This is a genomic window from Vibrio sp. B181a, assembly GCF_030248375.1.
Taxonomy (GTDB): Bacteria; Pseudomonadota; Gammaproteobacteria; order Enterobacterales; family Vibrionaceae; genus Vibrio; species Vibrio campbellii.
Map to the genome: position 1 here is coordinate 41,752 of NZ_JAHGAD010000026.1, position 18,906 is coordinate 60,657.

The 18,906-nt window shown below is 43.4% G+C and carries 18 protein-coding genes; 12 read left to right on the plus strand and 6 right to left on the minus strand.

Features of this window, described 5'->3' with window-relative positions:
* Nucleotides 1-11: 11 nt before the first annotated feature.
* Nucleotides 12-782, minus strand: a complete 771-nt coding sequence (gene bcsQ, locus KIO97_RS13240) for a cellulose biosynthesis protein BcsQ (RefSeq protein ID WP_285382887.1) — start codon at nt 780-782, stop codon at nt 12-14.
* A gap of 677 nt (nt 783-1,459) precedes the next feature.
* Between bcsQ and bcsE the strand changes: the two genes are divergently transcribed.
* The 7 genes from bcsE (at nt 1,460) to KIO97_RS13275 (ending at nt 7,296) form a co-directional block, all read left to right on the plus strand.
* A complete protein-coding gene (gene bcsE / locus KIO97_RS13245; protein ID WP_285382906.1) occupies nt 1,460-3,043 on the plus strand; it encodes a cellulose biosynthesis protein BcsE in 1,584 nt (527 codons plus the stop codon).
* A complete protein-coding gene (locus KIO97_RS13250; protein ID WP_005425439.1) occupies nt 3,040-3,216 on the plus strand; it encodes a hypothetical protein in 177 nt (58 codons plus the stop codon). The genes bcsE and KIO97_RS13250 overlap by 4 nt, the downstream gene beginning before the upstream one ends.
* On the plus strand, nt 3,216-4,835 hold the full coding sequence (bcsG, locus tag KIO97_RS13255) for a cellulose biosynthesis protein BcsG (protein WP_285382890.1): 1,620 nt from the start codon (nt 3,216-3,218) through the stop codon (nt 4,833-4,835). The genes KIO97_RS13250 and bcsG overlap by 1 nt, the downstream gene beginning before the upstream one ends.
* 176 nt (nt 4,836-5,011) lie before the next feature.
* On the plus strand, nt 5,012-5,926 hold the full coding sequence (locus KIO97_RS13260; RefSeq protein WP_005425470.1) for an SPFH domain-containing protein: 915 nt from the start codon (nt 5,012-5,014) through the stop codon (nt 5,924-5,926).
* 9 nt (nt 5,927-5,935) lie between these two features.
* Complete coding sequence (locus KIO97_RS13265) at nt 5,936-6,397, plus strand: NfeD family protein (RefSeq protein ID WP_077261810.1); 462 nt, start codon at nt 5,936-5,938, stop codon at nt 6,395-6,397.
* 330 nt (nt 6,398-6,727) lie between these two features.
* On the plus strand, nt 6,728-6,907 hold the full coding sequence (locus KIO97_RS13270) for a hypothetical protein (RefSeq protein WP_077201026.1): 180 nt from the start codon (nt 6,728-6,730) through the stop codon (nt 6,905-6,907).
* Between the two features lie 200 nt (nt 6,908-7,107).
* Complete coding sequence (locus KIO97_RS13275; protein WP_045455217.1) at nt 7,108-7,296, plus strand: hypothetical protein; 189 nt, start codon at nt 7,108-7,110, stop codon at nt 7,294-7,296.
* A 50-nt stretch (nt 7,297-7,346) separates the two neighbouring features.
* Here the strand turns inward: KIO97_RS13275 and KIO97_RS13280 are convergent, their stop codons facing one another.
* The 3 genes from KIO97_RS13280 to zipA all read right to left on the minus strand — a co-directional run bounded on the left by KIO97_RS13280 (nt 7,347) and on the right by zipA (nt 12,228).
* Complete coding sequence (locus tag KIO97_RS13280) at nt 7,347-8,642, minus strand: porin (RefSeq protein WP_285382896.1); 1,296 nt, start codon at nt 8,640-8,642, stop codon at nt 7,347-7,349.
* Nucleotides 8,643-9,155: 513 nt separating this feature from the next.
* Complete coding sequence (ligA, locus tag KIO97_RS13285) at nt 9,156-11,168, minus strand: NAD-dependent DNA ligase LigA (RefSeq protein ID WP_038892158.1); 2,013 nt, start codon at nt 11,166-11,168, stop codon at nt 9,156-9,158.
* A gap of 88 nt (nt 11,169-11,256) precedes the next feature.
* Nucleotides 11,257-12,228, minus strand: a complete 972-nt coding sequence (gene zipA / locus KIO97_RS13290) for a cell division protein ZipA (RefSeq protein WP_285382898.1) — start codon at nt 12,226-12,228, stop codon at nt 11,257-11,259.
* A 250-nt stretch (nt 12,229-12,478) separates the two neighbouring features.
* Here zipA and cysZ point away from each other — a divergent pair, with 250 nt between their 5' ends.
* From cysZ to crr, 5 genes are all read left to right on the plus strand, one after another.
* Nucleotides 12,479-13,222: a sulfate transporter CysZ gene (cysZ, locus tag KIO97_RS13295; protein ID WP_038892169.1), complete on the plus strand. Its 744-nt coding sequence runs from the start codon at nt 12,479-12,481 to the stop codon at nt 13,220-13,222.
* A 165-nt stretch (nt 13,223-13,387) separates the two neighbouring features.
* Nucleotides 13,388-14,356 (plus strand): cysteine synthase A, encoded by a 969-nt coding sequence (gene cysK / locus KIO97_RS13300; RefSeq protein WP_285382901.1) that lies wholly within the window; start codon nt 13,388-13,390, stop codon nt 14,354-14,356.
* A gap of 298 nt (nt 14,357-14,654) precedes the next feature.
* Nucleotides 14,655-14,912, plus strand: a complete 258-nt coding sequence (locus tag KIO97_RS13305; RefSeq protein WP_005436894.1) for an HPr family phosphocarrier protein — start codon at nt 14,655-14,657, stop codon at nt 14,910-14,912.
* A gap of 139 nt (nt 14,913-15,051) precedes the next feature.
* Entirely contained in the window at nt 15,052-16,776 is a 1,725-nt protein-coding gene (ptsI, locus tag KIO97_RS13310; protein WP_010643347.1) for a phosphoenolpyruvate-protein phosphotransferase PtsI, read from the plus strand.
* 105 nt (nt 16,777-16,881) lie between these two features.
* A complete protein-coding gene (gene crr, locus KIO97_RS13315) occupies nt 16,882-17,391 on the plus strand; it encodes a PTS glucose transporter subunit IIA (RefSeq protein ID WP_005425608.1) in 510 nt (169 codons plus the stop codon).
* Nucleotides 17,392-17,489: 98 nt separating this feature from the next.
* Here the strand turns inward: crr and KIO97_RS13320 are convergent, their stop codons facing one another.
* On the minus strand, nt 17,490-18,614 hold the full coding sequence (locus KIO97_RS13320) for a flagellin (protein ID WP_285382902.1): 1,125 nt from the start codon (nt 18,612-18,614) through the stop codon (nt 17,490-17,492).
* A 112-nt stretch (nt 18,615-18,726) separates the two neighbouring features.
* The coding region (locus KIO97_RS13325; RefSeq protein WP_016786563.1) for a flagellin at nt 18,727-18,906 on the minus strand (180 nt) is incomplete at its 5' end.

The window sequence follows — 18,906 nt, forward strand, 5'->3', positions numbered from 1 at the left end:
ACTACACCACCCTAGGCACTGGTTGCCGAGAGTGTAGACACACACCAAAACGCCAAGGACTGGTAATCTTTCGCTGCTTGGCTAATTGGAGAGTAATGCTGCACCGTGGTCAAGTTTGCAACGCACTCCGGCAGTGCCGTGTCTCTGTGCATCATCACAGGCACTAAAGCATCCCCTAACTCTTTTTTCAAAACCAGCATGAAGTCACGTCCAATTTCTGTTTCCGGTTGATACTTATTGAGGACAAATTTGAGTTTGCCCTGTTCAATCAACGCTTGAATACCATGCTGATGTTGAAATTGGGTTTTCAATACAGAGTAATTGATGGCATCTGCATTAAGTACAACCAAAACCATATCCATAGAAGCCATAAAGCCTGCTAGATTTGGCGCACTTAGATAAGACAAATCACCATGAAATAACTGCCATTGCTCGCTCTCATCAATTTCGAGAGTGGCCTCAGCAAGCTGTTGGAGGGGATGGTGATGAGCGTGAGAAAACTGAGAATGCTGCTCATCATATATTTGGCCAAACGGAAGGAAAGTCACGCCTTGAGGACTTTGATAGCCAGCCTCCATCCACGGCCCGCCATTGAGTACTCGCTTAGCCCAACCATCTTGCTCTTCAGAGGGAAGGCCAAGGTGAAGACGCAACAAGTTTTCAGGTAACGCATCTATCGCGAGAACCTGCTTGTTAATTTTGACTAAAGCTTGAGCTAAGTTTGCGGTCAGTGTTGTCGAGCCACAACCGCCTCTTAGGCTCACAAGAAGAAGGCGCTTCATATCGCTTCCGTTTTAAGACCTGCTTGATTCTTTCTACTGCCCATTTTGGTCTCGCCAGTACACTGTGATTGAAAGATTAACCACTTACTTTTCACCTTGTGGTATGACTCATTTTCTGTTGTTTCAACATACTGGTGCTGAGCTAAGTTATATGAAGAGTAGATCGAATTAATATCTTTTGCTGGTTCTGTCACAACATATTTCCATATTTCTCGCACACTTACTCAGAAAATGGCGGGATTCCTGTCCTACACTTAAACTCTGATTAAGCCATACTGATGAAAATTTGACGCACTTATCCGTGCATCACATATTTACAGAATAATAAAAAATGTGAACAACCTAAGTCATTGAGCACATGATTATTAAATTCCTAAGTGATGTTTGGCTTCAGAAACCGAAGTTATGAAGATATGTTGTAATTATCCATTTACGATATATAAACCATAGCTATAGGCATACTTAGAACATATAGATTTCAGAATGCAGAACTTTTAGGTTTATAAACATCAAGGCAGATAATGCTATATCTATTTTTATTTTTGATCAATTTCGTTTAATATCTCAGCGTCATTTTCTTGTCACTAAGAATGCATTTTTTGTAAGGATTGGCATACAGCGGATTGTTAGCCATTAAAGCAAATGATATTAAACAACTGATATATAAGGTAAAGTTAATGTCATCAATACACGGTTTATCCGCGATTACAAGTGAGCGTGAGATTAAGTCTGTCTACGTCAATTTATTTTCCCACAAGCGTATGGCAATCGATTACCTAATAAATACAACATGCAATACTGGCAACAGTTCACTTACATCCTTCTCTGATAAAGCTTCTTTTCTTTCCGGTCTAAATGACAGCACATTACTTAAATTCAATAACTTATCTGCCGAACATTTGGATAAGATGTTCTTTATCAGTAATAAGGCCTCAACAAAGAAGCCAAATCCGGTATTTCTAGCCAAAGACATTCACAGAATAAATATAGCCAAAAACTCACATTTTAATTTAATTATTCCGGACTCAATTTTAGTTCAATGCGAAGACAGTGATGTGAGATTATTCCTACAGCAACTAAGCGCTTTATCTTATAAGAAAGAGTCTGTGGTCAATGTATATATTTATGGGCACCTTGCGACCTCAATACTAAAACCAAAGTTATTGACCAATAATCACTTTATCTCCGGTTTAGCCACCATGACGGCTTTAGATGACTCTCGTTACGGTTACCTCGTTGATTTTTGGTCAAATAAGCATGGCGTGAAATCAGAAGAAGAGTACATCCTCACTCATGATAAAGCCGATAAGTTAATAGCGACACCGTATGAAAAAGTACAAGCATCGGAAGTCACCGAAGACAAAGCAGACAGTGAACGGATTTATATTTCCAGAGAGGCTATTGGCGAGAGCACTAACGTGCCAAAAGAAATGCACATTGCAGAAGACAATCAGAGCCTGATAAGCATGCTAGACAGTCCTAGGGCATCAACGCTCATATTTAGCTGCGCGAGCCAAGACGAAGTACAACAGTTGGCATTGGATTGTTACCGTCTGAGAATGAAGGCGGGTCGTCAATTAAAAATCATCATCCGTGAAACACAGCAATGTCTGAGGTACGCCGACGAGAAGTTCCTTCTCCGTGCTGGGGTGAATTTAATCTCACCTGTTCAAGTCCCACAAATGCGTTTTATGACTCAAGTGGAAGCCATACAGGGCCAGATGCTAACGCGCTCACTGCCACAAAATTTGGACGCCTTACTAAAATACGACGTTAAGTTTGGCAGTAAAGGCTACCTAAATAACCGAGACTTTGTTCAATATTGTACAGACGTTATCGCTAGCTCTACTCGATCTAATGTGAACTTCGCCCTCATCAAACTCAACTTATTACCAGGCATGAGCGCTGAAGAGTGCCTCAGATTGTGTCATATCCGCAGAGATGGTGACGTAGTGACAGCCTGCAATAAAGCGCTTTACGTTTTATTTAGTGCCATCCGTCACAACGATATTGAAGTTGCGCTCAACAATATATTTGAGTTCCCAACTCGAGACTTGTTTCACTCAACTCGTAGTTTTGAAACCCAGTATGACATTGAAAGTGAACTAAAATACATCATGGAAGATGAGGTCGTTATCTCTGAGGAGGTCTCTAACCTAACCACAGAGAAGCAGATTTTTTCAGCATCAAAACAATCTTTAAATAACGTACCCACTTTATTTGCTGTGAGGAAACCCATCAACCTGAAAGGGCAAGCATGAACATAAACGATTTTTTTCTCACTGTTGGCATTAGCCTTAGTGTAGGCCTGATTCTGGGCTACTTCTTACGGGATATTGTCGGTGTGGTGTATGACTTCTACCAGCGGAACCTAAAACGCTCGCGCTATTTTGAACAAGATCTGTCCATCAACAAAAATAAGAAGCTTAAGTGATGACTTCACATCCTAAACAAACTGCCCAGTTCACGATTGGATTGGGATGGTGGAACATTTATTTTATTGCCAAGGTTGCCCTTTATCTACAAGGGGTCATAGACTTCCACCCGCTAGAAAACTTCGCACTACTGCTGTTCATTTTGCTCCCAATGCCAGTAAAAGCGTTAAATACCCTCCGTCATGTGGTTGCGGTTGTTATCGCAGCATGGTTGCTTCATTACGATTCCTTTCTTCCACCACTCGATCGACTTTGGGCACAAGCTGGCCAACTAATGCAATTTGAGTTTAGCTATCTTGTTGAACTCCTGGGCCGCTTCATCTCTGCTCAAGCGCTGCTAGGGCTGTTTGCGTTGTGTGCTGCTTATTACATCCTGAGTAAGTTTTTGCGCATTTCGGTGTTTGTTGTTATCGCGATGCTTTACGTCAGCGTTCCCAAAGATGCCGAGAGTCCTGTAACGGCTGAAGCACCCCAACCTGCACCACCAACCACGACTGACGTAGCAGAAACAACAAAACCGCAAATGACAGAAATCAACGACGACACGCTCAACAGCATGAAAGCAGATTTCTTTGCTAAAGAAGCGTCGCGACGCGTGTCATTTAACCCAGATAACGCTCAAGACGCGCCATTTGACTTACTGTTCTTGAGTATCTGTTCCGTCGCTTGGGATGATATTGAAATTGCTGGCTTGGCCGATCATCCGCTGTTCAAAGAATTCGACATCATGTTCGACAACTTCAGTGCCGCAACCTCCTACAGTGGCCCTGCTGTTATTCGACTATTAAGAGCAAGCTGTGGCCAGCAGGAACACAGCCAGCTATTTGAGCCCGCGCCCAAGCAATGTTATCTATTCGACGACTTAAAGGCCCTTGGCTTTCAAGAAAACTTACTGATGAACCACAACGGCGTATTCGATAGTTTCTTGGAGTTAATTAAGAAAGATGGCGATCTAAAAACCGACCTCATGTCACAAGCAGGATTCACGCCTTACCAAAAATCATTTGATGGTTCCTCTATCTTCCGTGATAAGCAAGTGCTTGATAACTGGTGGCAACAAAGGATAAAAAGCGATGATGAAAAAGTGGTTGCCTTATACAACTCTATTTCATTGCATGACGGAAACCGAATCATCAATGCCAACTCAACAACCTCAATGGTGAGTTATAAGAAACGACTTAAGAATCTACTTGATGATCTTTACGCCTTCTTTAAAGAGCTAGAAGCCTCTAAACGCAACATCGTGGTCGCATTAGTGCCAGAACATGGTGCGGGTATGCGAGGCGATAGAATGCAAATATCTGGCATGCGAGAGATCCCGGCTCCGACCATTGTACATACACCAGTAGGTATTAAAGTTTTTGGCGAAGGGATTCAGCGTCAAGGGGAAACTGAACACGTGAAAGCACCTTCAAGTTATTTAGCGCTATCACAACTGGTGTCAAATATTCTCGAGCAAAACATTTACGAGAAAAAGTCCTTTAATCCGAGCGACCTAGCCGAGAACTTACCTGAAACTCAAGTGGTTGCGCAGAACTCAGGTTCAACCGTTATCGAAGTCAATGGTAAGTACTACGTCTCGCTGGACGGCTCAAGTTGGATTGAATATCCGAAGTAAATAGTCAACGTAATAAACAATCTGCCTTAAGTGATGGGTGAGATTAAATAGCGAAAGGCCGGGAAAAACCGGCCTTTATTTTGTCTGGAATTTATCGAGCCTCTCATTTCTACGATTGTTTCATCAGCCTAAATGAGTAAAAATGAATCAACATTATGCACTTAAGGGAATAGTACATGCCAATTGACTCATTGATCACCATCGGTATTTTCGTTGCTCTAGCCGTTATCCTCCTCGCTTCTGCAGTAAAAACCGTTCCACAAGGCAACAACTGGACGGTCGAACGCTTTGGTCGTTACACCCATACCCTCAAGCCAGGCCTCAACCTCATCATTCCTTTTGTTGACCGTGTCGGACAAAAGGTCAACATGATGGAGCGTGTACTCGACATTCCAGCACAAGAAGTAATTTCGAAAGATAACGCCAATGTAGTCATTGACGCGGTAGGTTTTGTTCAAGTCATCGATGCCGCGAAAGCCGCTTATGAGGTTAACGACCTAGAACATGCGATTCGTAACCTAACCCTCACTAACATTCGTACCGTACTTGGCTCAATGGAATTGGACGAGATGCTTAGCCAACGTGACATGATCAATACCAAACTGCTCTCTATTGTCGACCAAGCAACCAACCCTTGGGGCGTAAAAGTCACTCGTATTGAAATCAAAGATGTTCAACCACCAGCGGACCTAACAGCAGCAATGAATGCTCAGATGAAAGCAGAGCGTAACAAACGTGCGGAAATTCTCGAAGCTGAAGGGGTTCGCCAAGCTGAGATCTTACGTGCCGAAGGCCAAAAACAGTCAGAGATTTTAAAAGCGGAAGGTGAAAAGCAATCGGCTATCTTACACGCGGAGGCTCGTGAGCGCGCCGCACAAGCAGAAGCAAAGGCGACTTACATGGTATCTGAGGCAATCGCTAAAGGTGACGTAAAAGCCGTGAACTACTTTATAGCCCAAGGTTACACCGAAGCATTGAAGAGTATTGGCCAAGCTGAAAACGGTAAGATCATCATGCTGCCAATCGAAGCCACTGGGCTAATGGGCTCTGTCGCGGGTATCGCTGAAATGTTCAAACAAAGTAAAGACTAAGGTCTGCTTATGGATTTATTTAGCCTATTAGAAGGTGTCACCTTTTGGCACTGGATTGCGTTTGGTCTCGCGTTACTCGCCGTTGAATTGCTCGGGACAGCTGGCTACTTTTTATGGCTCGGCCTCTCTGCACTAATTGTGGGTGCCATCTTGTCTTTCTTGCCGATTAGTTGGCAAATGCAATGGTTAGCATTTGCTGCTTTCAGCCTAGTGACAACTTGGCTTTGGTGGCGAAAACAATGGTCGAAGGATCGCAAAAGCGACAAAGCGCGCGACCTCAATCAAAAGCATAAACAATTGATCGGCAATATTGTCACTTTGGAAGAAGACTTCACTGTCGGCATGAACCGCTTAAGAGTTGCCGATACGACTTGGTCTGCCGAATCAGAGCACGACTTACCGGCAGGAACTCGGGTCGAGATTGTGGCTGTAGAGGGCATCATTCTCAAGATTAAGCCGATTTCTCGCTGATTTGTGTCAAAATAATAGGGTGCAAAGCATCCTATTTCATATTTATTCTAACTACCTCTTTTATTTCATTGAGTTATTTAAATTATCCATAAAAATTAAGTAACAGAAATATTATCAATATCCTCTCTTTTTCATCCAATCTTCATTTATTAAAATCTAACAATTCAGACACATAGAAAAATATAACTCCTTTTTCTAAATCTAAATTTATTTTAAAAAATAAAACACTGTTGAATTTAATTTTGATCTTTCTAGGTCTCTATACATACTTAACGCATAAGCATGTCAATTAGGTGCTTATATTTTTTAAGGTAAGTAAGAGGAAGTACTATGAAAAAGACAATGATGTTATTCGCTGTCGTCTTGTTCTCATCGAGTGTGTTTGCCTACACAGGCTCTAACGGCAACAGCGCGACAGGACCTAACGTGCAATGCTACCTGCCAGATGGGACTAGCGATTACATGCCAATAGTCTTATGCCAACATCAAAATGGTAAGACTAAATACTGATAACGGCATTTAGTTGTCAGAGATTTGTCGTTAAATTTTTCTATTAATCAACAGCTTTAAATCAAATATTGGCTTAGAAATGAGAGTCATAAAATAATGAGCAGTCATTAAGCACGTTTTAAATTTAGTAATTAGTTACGTAGTTTCGAATGATTAAGATAGCTCATTTAGAAACGGACAATATTTATAGGAATTTTGTTATGAGATATATATTATCAATCGCGATATCAATTGCTGCCTTGTCATTTAACTCTGCTCACGCTTACAGTGGTGCAAATGGTAACCAAGGAAGAACTTTAGGCCCAGAAGTACAATGCATGATTAAAAACGGCGATATTGTTTCTATGCCGGTAGAATATTGTAAGTTGTTAGAAGGGAAAGAAATGTAATAAAAAATGGCCTCTATATGAGGCCATTTTACTTTCAACAAGACTGTGTCTTAGAAGAAGTTGTGCGGTACGATAACTTGGAAACGGAAGTCCAAACGCTCGTAGTCCTCGTTGTTGTTCATGTCACGAGTTAGGTAAGTAGAGTGGAAACGCATTGTTGTGCCTTTCATTGCACCTGCTGGAAGCGTGTAGCCTACTGTACCGTTAACTGCGTATTCTGAATCGAAACCAACTTTGTCTTCAGAAATAGTTGATAGACCTAGACCAACGTAGCCGAACCAGCCACCACCGAAGTCAGTGCTTAGACGGTTGTACCATGCGATTTGAGTATCTTGGTTCCAGTCAGATAGTGCATCCCACCACTGGCTCCAAGTACCGTTGTTTGTACCGTAGCCACGAACTGTACGTGGAGTGAACTCTGCACTGTTCTCAGTGTGAGTGTAGCGAACTTGAGACATCCAGTTCATAGTGCCAACAGGCATTGTCAAAGACAGACCGTGGTGAGCACCCAAACCATCGTAGTCTACATCAGAGTTAACTGCGTAAAGGTCGTAAGCTAGTGCTGCATCGCCAACATTGAAATCAAACTGAGCTTTGTATGATGTGTTTGACTCATCCATTTTAGCTAGGTTTGCATGACCAACACCTAAGTTAAGACCAACACCACCTACTTTACCCGTCAAACCGATAGATTGTAGAAAATCAAAAGTACTGTCGTTTGACTTTTTAACATTTGGATCTTGCTTAGATGTCATCCACCAAGGAGCAGTGTGGCCAGTTGACGCACCGTAACCTAGAGTGAAGCCACCAACATCAACGAATGCTTTACCGCCTTTGTAAGTACCTGGAACGAAAGACCATACGTTACCAATCGTACCAACACCCATTTGAGTTAGACCAAAGTCACCACGGAAGCTTTCGCCGCCTTTAAATTTAACTGCAGCTTTAGTGATTTTAAGCGCGCCGTTTTGAGACTCATCCTGGCCCCAACCGTCACACATTGAAATCTCTGAACAAGCACCGTTGTTGTACATTGAACCACTGAAGTAACCACCAAGGTCGATACCTACTGAATCATTGTGGTAACCAGAAGAAAAGTTTAGAGCAACGTTGTAATCTGTGTAGTTTAGGTTCTCTTTGTGCTCAGCATCTACGCCATACTTATGAGAACGGTAACGCGTGTCTGTCACTGCTACCAAAGATAGTGTTGCACCATCAAGAAACTCAGAAAGAGCGTCTACATATTGGTCACCAGCAGCAGAGTCAGTTGCCGCCATCGCAGGAGCACTTGCAAGTGCACCCATCATTGCTGCTGTAATAGCAGATACCTTGAAAAATTTGTCCATGGAAAAAAACTCCTAAAAATGGGTATAGCTGTATTTTTCTATCTCACCTTAAGTTGGCCGCCGAAGGGGAGAAGTAAATTCCTGAATAAACCTAAATCATCTCTAATTTAGTTATTTTTAGTTCCTGCATACACACCGTGTATCCACGCTATTAAGACTAACTTCGCATCTAAAAACATCCAAATGGAACTTATTTTTTTTCTAAAAAAATATGACCAACGCCAAAGTTCCATATAAGTTGTTGATCCAGATCTTATTTTTAACACCAAAGACACAACCAAACACCAAATTCTTATTATTCAATAACTTAAATAGATTCAACAACGCTCAATTTGAAGTCGATCGCAGACTTTTTTGCTATGAGAGATGAATAACTGAAGGAGAGATCCTGATCACTGAAATCAGTAAAAGGTGCATTGGATGGCTATTAAGTGACTTTTTAATTGCAAAGAAAAAGCCCTAAACGACTGGCATTTAGGGCTTTTAGTTATTTTTTAGCTTTTTTGATAAGTGTTATTTCATTAAGTTGAGCAAGTCTTGTTCAGTTTGAATCTCAATACCTAGCTCTTGTGCTTTTGCAAGCTTAGAACCAGCATTCTCACCAGCAAACAGAATGTCTGTTTTCTTCGATACACTACCCGTTACTTTCGCGCCTAGATTCTGTAATGCTTCTTTCGCTTCTGAGCGACCGAGTTGAGAAAGCGTACCAGTTAATACGACCGTCTTGCCTTCCAATGGTAATTCAACACCTTCTTGTGGTGCTGCAATCTCTGGCCAATTGATGCCTTGTGCTAGCAAGTCTTGAACAACGGCTTGGTTTTTCTCTTCACCAAAGAACGTCGTAATGTGTTTTGCTACGATCACACCAATGTCCTGAACTTCAATCAATTGCTCTTCTGTTGCTTGCTGAATTGCATCTAGGTTTTTGAAGTATTGTGCTAGGTTGGCCGCTGTCGCCTCCCCTACTTCACGAATACCCAGCGAGTACAAAAAGCGTGGCAACGTTGTGAGTTTTGATTTTTCAAGCGCATTGACTACGTTAGTTGCCGATTTAGGTCCCATTCGCTCTAGTACTGTTAAGACACCCGCAGAAAGCTTGAATAAATCAGCTGGGGTTTCCACCATTTCGCGATCCACCAACTGCTCAATCACCTTATCGCCTAAGCCATCAACATCAAGAGCCTTACGAGACACGAAATGCTTCAGCGCTTCTTTACGTTGAGCCTGACAAACTAAACCACCAGTACAACGTGTTACCGCCTCCCCTTCGATGCGCTCAACGTGAGAGCCACATACCGGACAAGCATTCGGGAAAACGATCTCGCGCGCAGTTTCTGGACGACGCTCTTTGATAACAGACACCACTTGTGGAATCACGTCACCAGCACGACGAATAACAACTTGGTCACCGACCATCACTTGCAAACGCTCAATCTCGTCTGCGTTATGAAGCGTCGCGTTAGAGACCGTTACACCACCAACAAATACTGGTTCAAGCTTGGCTACTGGAGTAATCGCGCCAGTACGACCAACTTGGAACTCAACTTCGTTCAGTGTGGTGATTTCTTCCTGAGCAGGGAATTTGTAGGCAATCGCCCAACGAGGAGCACGAGCAACAAACCCCAAGCGCTCTTGAATCGCAATGTCGTCCACTTTGATAACGACACCGTCAATTTCGTAAGCCAAAGCTTCACGACGAGTAAGAATATCTTGGTAGTACGCTTTAACCTCTTCCAAGCTATCGACTCGCTTGGTTTCTGGACACATTGGCAAGCCCCACGATTTGATTTGTAAGAATCGTTCGTAGTGACTGTTAGCAAGAGTTGCCCCCTCCACAACGCCAACACTGTATGCATAAAAGCTTAGAGGACGTGAAGCCGTGATACGAGAATCTAATTGACGTAGGCTACCTGCTGCCGCATTGCGTGGGTTAACAAAAACTTTCTCGCCTTTTTTTCGTGCGTTCTCGTTAAGTTTGTCAAAACCGGCTTTTGGCATGAATACTTCACCGCGTACTTCTAGACGCGTCGGCCAGTCTTTACCTTGTAACTTTAATGGAATGGCACTGATGGTGCGTACGTTCTCAGTGATGTTTTCACCCGTCGTACCATCACCACGAGTCGCAGCTTGCACCAATACACCATTTTCATACAGTAAGCTCACAGCCAAGCCATCAAGCTTAGGCTCGCAACAGTATTGTTTAATGGTATGGCCAACGACACGGTCTTGAGCACGTTTATGAAAGCCATCTAGCTCTGCATCATCAAAAGCGTTATCTAATGACAACATTGGCACTTCGTGAGTAACTTGGCTGAATTCAGACAATGGCTGACCACCAACACGTTGGCTTGGAGAATCAACAGTGACCAGTTCTGGGTGTTCGGCTTCAATATCCAATAATTCACGCATCATACGGTCGTATTCTGCATCTGGAATCTCTGGGTTATCTTCCACGTAGTAACGAACAGCGTGGTAATGCAGCGACTCTTTTAGTTCTTCTAGTCGCTGAAGTACTGATTCAGACATATTAAAGCCCCGTGTATATTCATCAATGAGGTTGGGAATCTAAGAAAAAAGGCTCCTAACGGAGCCCTTTCATTATTTGGTGTTAAGGTTATGCGTTAGCAGCATTAAACTCAACTATTTGACGTCGATATGATGCTAATCGATCTGGTGTCATCAAGTTTCGTTGATCATCCAGAACGTTACCGCCCATATCGTCAGCGATTTGTTGCGCAATGCGCAGCATTAGGTTGAAGTTTTGGTCTGCTTCACCGTAGCAAGGTAGCGTCATGAAGAACGAAATACCTTTGGTGCTAAATTCTGCTGGATCGCCATGCTCTAGCGTACCTGGTTGCATCATATTGGCTACGCTGAATAGCACTTTGCCGTTACCAGATAAATCTACATGACGATGGAAAATGTTCATCTCGCCATAAATGAGGCCATTTTGTTGCATGCTGTCGAATAATTGAGTGCCCACAAAAGGCTCATCACCAGCGCAGTGGACGTTCAATACAATCACTTGCATTTCTGGTTCAGGCTTCGGTTCTTCGACAACCGGCTCAACGATCACTGGCGCAACTTCCACTTCTGGCGCTTGCGCTGCTAAAGGAGCTTCAAACACTGGTTGGAGAGTTTCTTCAACAACTTCTGCAACTTCTTCTTTTTCGGCAAAAGCCTTCACAGGTTCTTGTAGTACAGGCTCGACTTGCTCGTCATCCGTCTTCGTCGCAACAAACGCTGGAATCTCTTGCTCTTCTCTCTGCTCTTTGTCTTCTTTTGCCTCAAGGACATCATCGATCAGAGGATCAGACGAGAATTTGTTATCGAATGAGTTTTCCATCCCAAAATCTGGCTCTTTGCGATCTTTACGAATGATTTCAAAATCGTCTTCTGGAGCAGGAGCAAAATCGCGCTCTTGTTCAGGAGTGTCTTTATCCTCTTGGTCAACGTCCAACTTGCCAAGTGGCTTGTTACCAAATTTTGCTTTGCCTTCTTTTTTGCTTGTCCACAAACCATGAAACAGCAGCGCGGCGATGGCTAATGCGCCAACAACAATGAGTACGAATCGCAATTCCTGCATTATTTACTCTCAATCTACTTGTTCTTACTACTCGCACATCCTTGAGCAGCAACCCAAGTGCAATAAATCCGAATGATGCTTTTACTTTACCAAAACTATATGTAGGTTTAGAACAACTTAATGCAAGAAGTTCCGCTTTTTGTTGTGATTCTTGCCACGATTCCACTTTACAAGACCTAAATTGTTAGGGCATTGAAAGAAAAGCATCCACAGGTACAATGAGTTTTCACTTACACGAAGCAAAATGGATATGAAGTCGAATAATCAGCCTAGAACCGGATTCGGTTACTTCCTATATGGAATTCAAATAGCACTTTCTCCAGAGATACGTCGCTTTGTCGTCTTGCCACTGCTTGCCAACATCTTGCTTGTTGGTGGTGCTATCTTCTATTTATTCTCTCATCTCGATGTTTGGATCGAGAGTTGGATTGGCAAATTGCCTGAGTTCCTCTCATGGCTCACCTATATCTTGTGGCCAATTTTGGTGTTGACCATTCTTGCCACCTTCTCTTACTTCTTTAGCACATTGGCTAACTTCATCGCCGCGCCATTTAATGGTTTGTTGGCAGAAAAGGTCGAAGAGTCCCTCACTGGACAAAAAGTCAATGACGATGGCTTTGCAGCTTTGATTAAAGATGTGCCTCGAGTCATGGCCCGAGAATGGCGCAAGCTGCTATATGTGTTACCAAAAGCGATAGGTTTATTTTTGCTGCTACTCATCCCAGCATTAGGCCAAACCGTTGGGCCTTTCTTGTGGTTCATCTTCACTGCATGGATGTTGGCAATTCAGTACTGTGATTATCCATTTGATAACCATAAAGTACCTTTCAATGACATGCGTTACAAATTGAAACAAAAGCAAGGTAAAGCATACGGCTTCGGTGTGCTGGTTTCTGTCTTTACAACCATTCCCATTCTTAATCTCATTGTGATGCCAGTTGCAGTATGTGGCGCGACGGCCATGTGGGTGACAGAATTTAAACATCAACAGTAGCCCACTTTTAAACCTATTCAGGGAAGGCAGAATCAGCCTTCCCTTTTATTTTGCTCATTTCTCGACCAACCTCATAAGATATAACTTTTTAATCCTTTTCCCTTTTTTTTATACCGCATATTCTTCTAACCATATTCACAAAACGTGTAATGAAGGAACATCACTATGAGCAAGATCTACGAAGACAACTCTCTTACCATTGGTAACACGCCACTCGTTCGCCTAAATAAAGTGAGCAACGGTAAAGTTCTAGCGAAAATCGAAGCGCGTAACCCAAGCTTCAGTGTTAAATGTCGTATCGGCGCGAACATGATTTGGGAAGCAGAAAAAGCGGGAACGCTTAAGCCAAGCGTTGAGCTAGTTGAACCAACAAGTGGTAACACAGGTGTTGCGCTTGCATTCGTAGCAGCAGCTCGCGGTTACAAGCTAACACTGACTATGCCTGAGTCTATGAGTCTTGAACGTCGCAAACTTCTTAAAGCACTAGGTGCAAACCTAGAACTAACAGAAGCAGCAAAAGGCATGAAAGGCGCGATCGCGAAAGCAGAAGAAATCGTTGCAAGCAACCCAGACAAATACCTTCTTCTACAACAGTTCAACAACCCTGCTAACCCAGAGATTCACGAAAAGACGACTGGTCCAGAAATTTGGGACGCAACTGACGGCGAAATCGATGTATTCGTAGCGGGTGTCGGTACGGGCGGTACGATCACAGGTACAAGCCGTTACATCAAAGGCGAAAAAGGCAAAGCCATCACTTCTGTGGCAGTAGAGCCAGCTGAATCACCAGTGATTGCACAAGCGCTAGCGGGTGAAGAAATCCAGCCAGCACCACACAAAATCCAAGGTATTGGCGCAGGTTTCATCCCTGGCAACCTAGATTTGGAACTTCTTGACCGCGTTGAGCAAGTCACTTCTGAAGAAGCGATCGAGATGGCTCGTCGCCTAATGGAAGAGGAAGGCATCCTAGCAGGTATCTCTTCGGGCGCCGCCGTTGTTGCAGCAAACCGTCTTGCAGAACTACCTGAATTTGCAGGAAAAACTATCGTAACCGTTCTACCAAGCTCTGGTGAACGTTACCTAAGTACAGCACTATTTGCTGGTATCTTTACCGAGAAAGAGAACCAACAGTAATATGTGGTCAAATCAATTTTTCGTTTAAAAAAGCCCCGTTCAGGGGCTTTTTTGTTGATCCCTGCCCCACCTTTGGTAATATCAGGGTGTTTTATTTTTAGGTTCAAAATAAAGAATCAAAACCAAAAAGGTTTCAGTGTGATTACGCACGCAAACAGTTGCGTAATGACCAAACTTTTGACTAGTATCAGTTCTGACACGCTTTGAACTCTCCCGTGCTAGCGCACAAGGTGTAAAGCAGTTAAGCTAAAACTTAGTCATAAACTAACAAAAAAATACATTTATTGGGGTATATCACATGTACGAGAAGCAAGTAGAAATCACAGCAGAAAACGGTCTTCACACTCGTCCAGCTGCACAGTTCGTTAAAGAAGCTAAAGCATTCGACGCGGACATCACTGTGACTTCTAACGGTAAAAGCGCTAGCGCTAAGAGCCTATTCAAGCTGCAAACACTAGGCCTAGTAAAAGGTACTCTAGTAACTATCTCTGCTGAAGGCCCACAAGCTCAGCAAGCAGTTGACCACCTAGTTGCTCTAATGGACCAACTACACTAATTCGGTCTCCTATTTCAGAAGCCATTTTGTGAAAGCAAAATGGCTTCGTTGGAAATAGGCTCAAAACTAAGCTAATACTATTCGTTAGCGCACCCATTATTCTCCCGTTTTATAAAGTTGACCAACTTAAGGTAAGGCTATGATTTCAGGCATCCTAGCATCTCCTGGTATTGCAATCGGTAAAGCACTACTACTTCAAGAAGATGAAATTGTCCTAAACACAAACACTATTTCTGATGATCAAGTAGAAGCAGAAGTTGCACGTTTCTTTGACGCTCGTAACAAATCTGCAGCTCAGCTAGAAACTATCAAGCAAAAAGCGCTTGAAACTTTTGGCGAAGAAAAAGAAGCGATCTTTGAAGGTCACATCATGCTTCTTGAAGACGAAGAGCTAGAAGAGGAAATCCTAGCACTTATCAAAAACGACAAGATGACTGCTGATCACGCGATTCACTCAGTGATCGAAGAGCAAGCATGTGCTCTTGAGTCTCTAGATGACGAATACCTGAAAGAACGTGCAACTGACATCCGTGATATCGGTTCTCGTTTTGTTAAGAACGCACTAGGTATCAACATCGTTTCTCTAAGCGATATCGATCAAGAAGTTATCTTAGTAGCTTACGACCTAACACCATCTGAAACAGCGCAAATTAACCTAGACTACGTTCTTGGTTTCGCTTGTGACATCGGTGGTCGTACTTCTCACACTTCAATCATGGCTCGCTCTCTTGAGCTTCCAGCTATCGTTGGTACTAACGACATCACTAAGCAAGTTAAGAACGGCGACATGCTGATTCTTGATGCGATGAACAACAAGATCGTTATCAACCCATCTGACGCTGAACTAGAAGAAGCAAAAGCAGTTAAAGCTGCATTCCTTGCTGAAAAAGAAGAGCTAGCTAAGCTAAAAGACCTACACGCAGAAACAACTGACGGTCACCGCGTAGAAGTTTGCGGTAACATCGGTACTGTTAAAGACTGTGACGGTATCATCCGTAACGGTGGTGAAGGTGTTGGTCTGTACCGTACTGAATTCCTATTCATGGACCGTGATGCGCTTCCAACTGAAGAAGAGCAATACCAAGCTTACAAAGAAGTTGCTGAAGCAATGAACGGCGAAGCTGTGATCATCCGTACTATGGATATCGGCGGCGACAAAGATCTTCCTTACATGGATCTTCCAAAAGAGATGAACCCTTTCCTAGGCTGGCGTGCGGTACGTATCAGCTTGGATCGTCGTGAAATCCTACGTGACCAGCTACGTGGTATCCTACGTGCATCTGCACACGGTAAACTACGTATCATGTTCCCAATGATCATCTCTGTTGAAGAAATCCGTGAGCTTAAGCAAGCAATCGAAGAGTACAAAGCAGAACTACGCGCTGAAGGTCATGCATTCGACGAAAACATCGAAATCGGTGTAATGGTTGAGACTCCAGCTGCAGCAGCTATCGCGCACCACCTAGCGAAGGAAGTTGCTTTCTTCTCTATCGGTACAAACGACCTAACTCAGTACACACTAGCGGTTGACCGTGGTAACGAGATGATTTCTCACCTATACAACCCACTATCACCAGCTGTACTTACTGTGATCAAGCAAGTTATCGACGCTTCTCACGCTGAAGGTAAGTGGACTGGTATGTGTGGTGAGCTAGCTGGTGATGAGCGTGCAACACTTCTACTTCTAGGTATGGGTCTGGACGAATTCTCTATGAGCGGCATCTCTATCCCTAAAGTGAAGAAAGTTATCCGTAACTCTAACTTCGCAGAAGTGAAAGCAATGGCTGAAGAAGCACTTTCTCTACCAACAGCAGCAGAAATCGAAGCAGTTGTAGAAAAGTTCATTGCAGAGAAAACTCAATAATCAACTAATTCCAATGAGATAGGCGCTCAAAAAAAGTCGTCTATCTCGAAAGATTGGTATACTATAATTCGACAGAATTAAATAAAACGTTAGGAGCATGACACAATGGGTCTGTTTGACAAACTTAAGAAGCTAGTATCTGACGACAGCGCTGACGCAGGTGCAATCGAAATCATCGCACCACTATCTGGTGAGATCGTGAACATCGAAGATGTGCCAGATGTTGTTTTCGCTGAGAAAATCGTTGGTGATGGTATTGCTATCAAACCTGCTGGTAACAAAATGGTAGCTCCTGTAAACGGTACTATCGGTAAGATCTTCGAAACGAACCACGCGTTCTCTATCGAGTCTGACGACGGTGTTGAGCTATTCGTTCACTTCGGTATCGACACTGTTGAACTGAAAGGCGAAGGCTTCAAGCGTATCGCAGAAGAAGGTCAAACTGTTAAAGCTGGCGACACTGTAATTGAATTCGATCTAGCTCTTCTAGAAGAGAAAGCGAAATCAACGCTAACTCCAGTTGTTATCTCTAACATGGACGAAATCAAAGAGCTGAACAAGCTTTCTGGTTCTGTAACTGTTGGTGAAACTCCAGTTCTACGTGTAACTAAGTAATTTTTACTTAGCCGAACACGAAAAAAACGCTGCCAATGGCAGCGTTTTTTATTACCTGAAACTTTTGTTCTTGAGCGATGTTCATCGCTGCAACCTATTCAACTAAGTAAGCCAAGTGCCGAGCTCGGTCTCTGCTTCGCTTGGGCTAACAATGCGGTAGTCGCATCTTGCAGCACTTGCGAACGCACCATCTCCGTCGATTCTCGCGCAAAATCCGTATCTCGTATCCGCCCTTTTGATGCGGTCACACTTCGGTTCACCGTGTTAAGGTTATCCATGGTGCCACTAATTCGGTTTTGGAAGCCGCCTATTTCACTTCGATGTGAGTCAACGTACTTAATCGCGGCATCAATCACTCCAATAGAAAGCTGTGCACCACCAGCAGTCGACATATCGATATCGTCCATGGTGACTAACCCACCAGCAGTAACATCAAGCTCATCCGCTAAACTGCCCTTTAGTTCCACACCCTCTGGCGCATTTAGCGTTGAGGCAAAAAATTGCAGCTCATTGTTTTCCGTTACTGAGGCACTCACTATCGATTGCTGCGCATTGATGTAAGTGGCAACTTGCTCGATGCGGTCTCCTAGTTTGAGCCTAATAGATTCAGTTTGAGATTGCCCTTTGCTGTTTTGATATTCAAGTTTGAAGGTTTGATTATCTTTAGTGACTCGCCAACCTTTATCGACCGCATCACCAACATAATGCTGCCCTCCCATCTCTGGAATATGGCTACGCATGTTTCGTAGCGTCAAAGAGATTGAGTTGGCATTCGCGCCAATATGGAAGCTTTGTGAACCGTAAGATCCATCAAATAGGTTTTTATCTGCAAATGTCGTCGTGATCGCGACACGATCTAGCTCATCTTGCAGCACTACAACCTCGTACTGAATACTTTGCCGGTCACTTGAAACATTACTGCCATTTGCTGCTTGTAGCCCTAGAGAGCGTAAGCGTTGCAATATATCGCTACTCTCATGCAAAGCGCCTTCTGCGGTTTGTGCCACCGAATATGCGTCGTGCGCATTTCTCAAGGCGACATCAAGCCCTCTTGTTTGAACATTAAGAGTATTGGAGATCTGTAGACCAGCAGCGTCATCACTGGCGGAGTTAATCCGATACCCCGAAGTGAGATTGCGCTGCGATTCTATGTTTTGCTCAGCTGCGTGACCGAGGTGTCGCTGCGTCATCATCGCAGTGACATTGGTATTTAAAGAGACCATCTAATCGATACGAACTCCTTGTTCCCGTCCTGTACGGTGTACCTAATGCGTGATTTGAATAAGCAAAAAGCCAGGGGTTAGCCTGGCTTTTGTATCACGTCGATTAGGTTTATTAACCTAGTAGGCTTAGCGCTGAGTTAGGCGCTTGTTTCGCTTGCGCAAGGATTGAGCTTGACGCTTGCGATAGAATTTGTGACTTGGTCATTTGAGTCGTTTCTTTCGCGAAGTCTGTATCTTTAATACGGCTCTTCGACGCGTTCACGTTCTCGTTAATGTTATCCAAGTTGCTGAT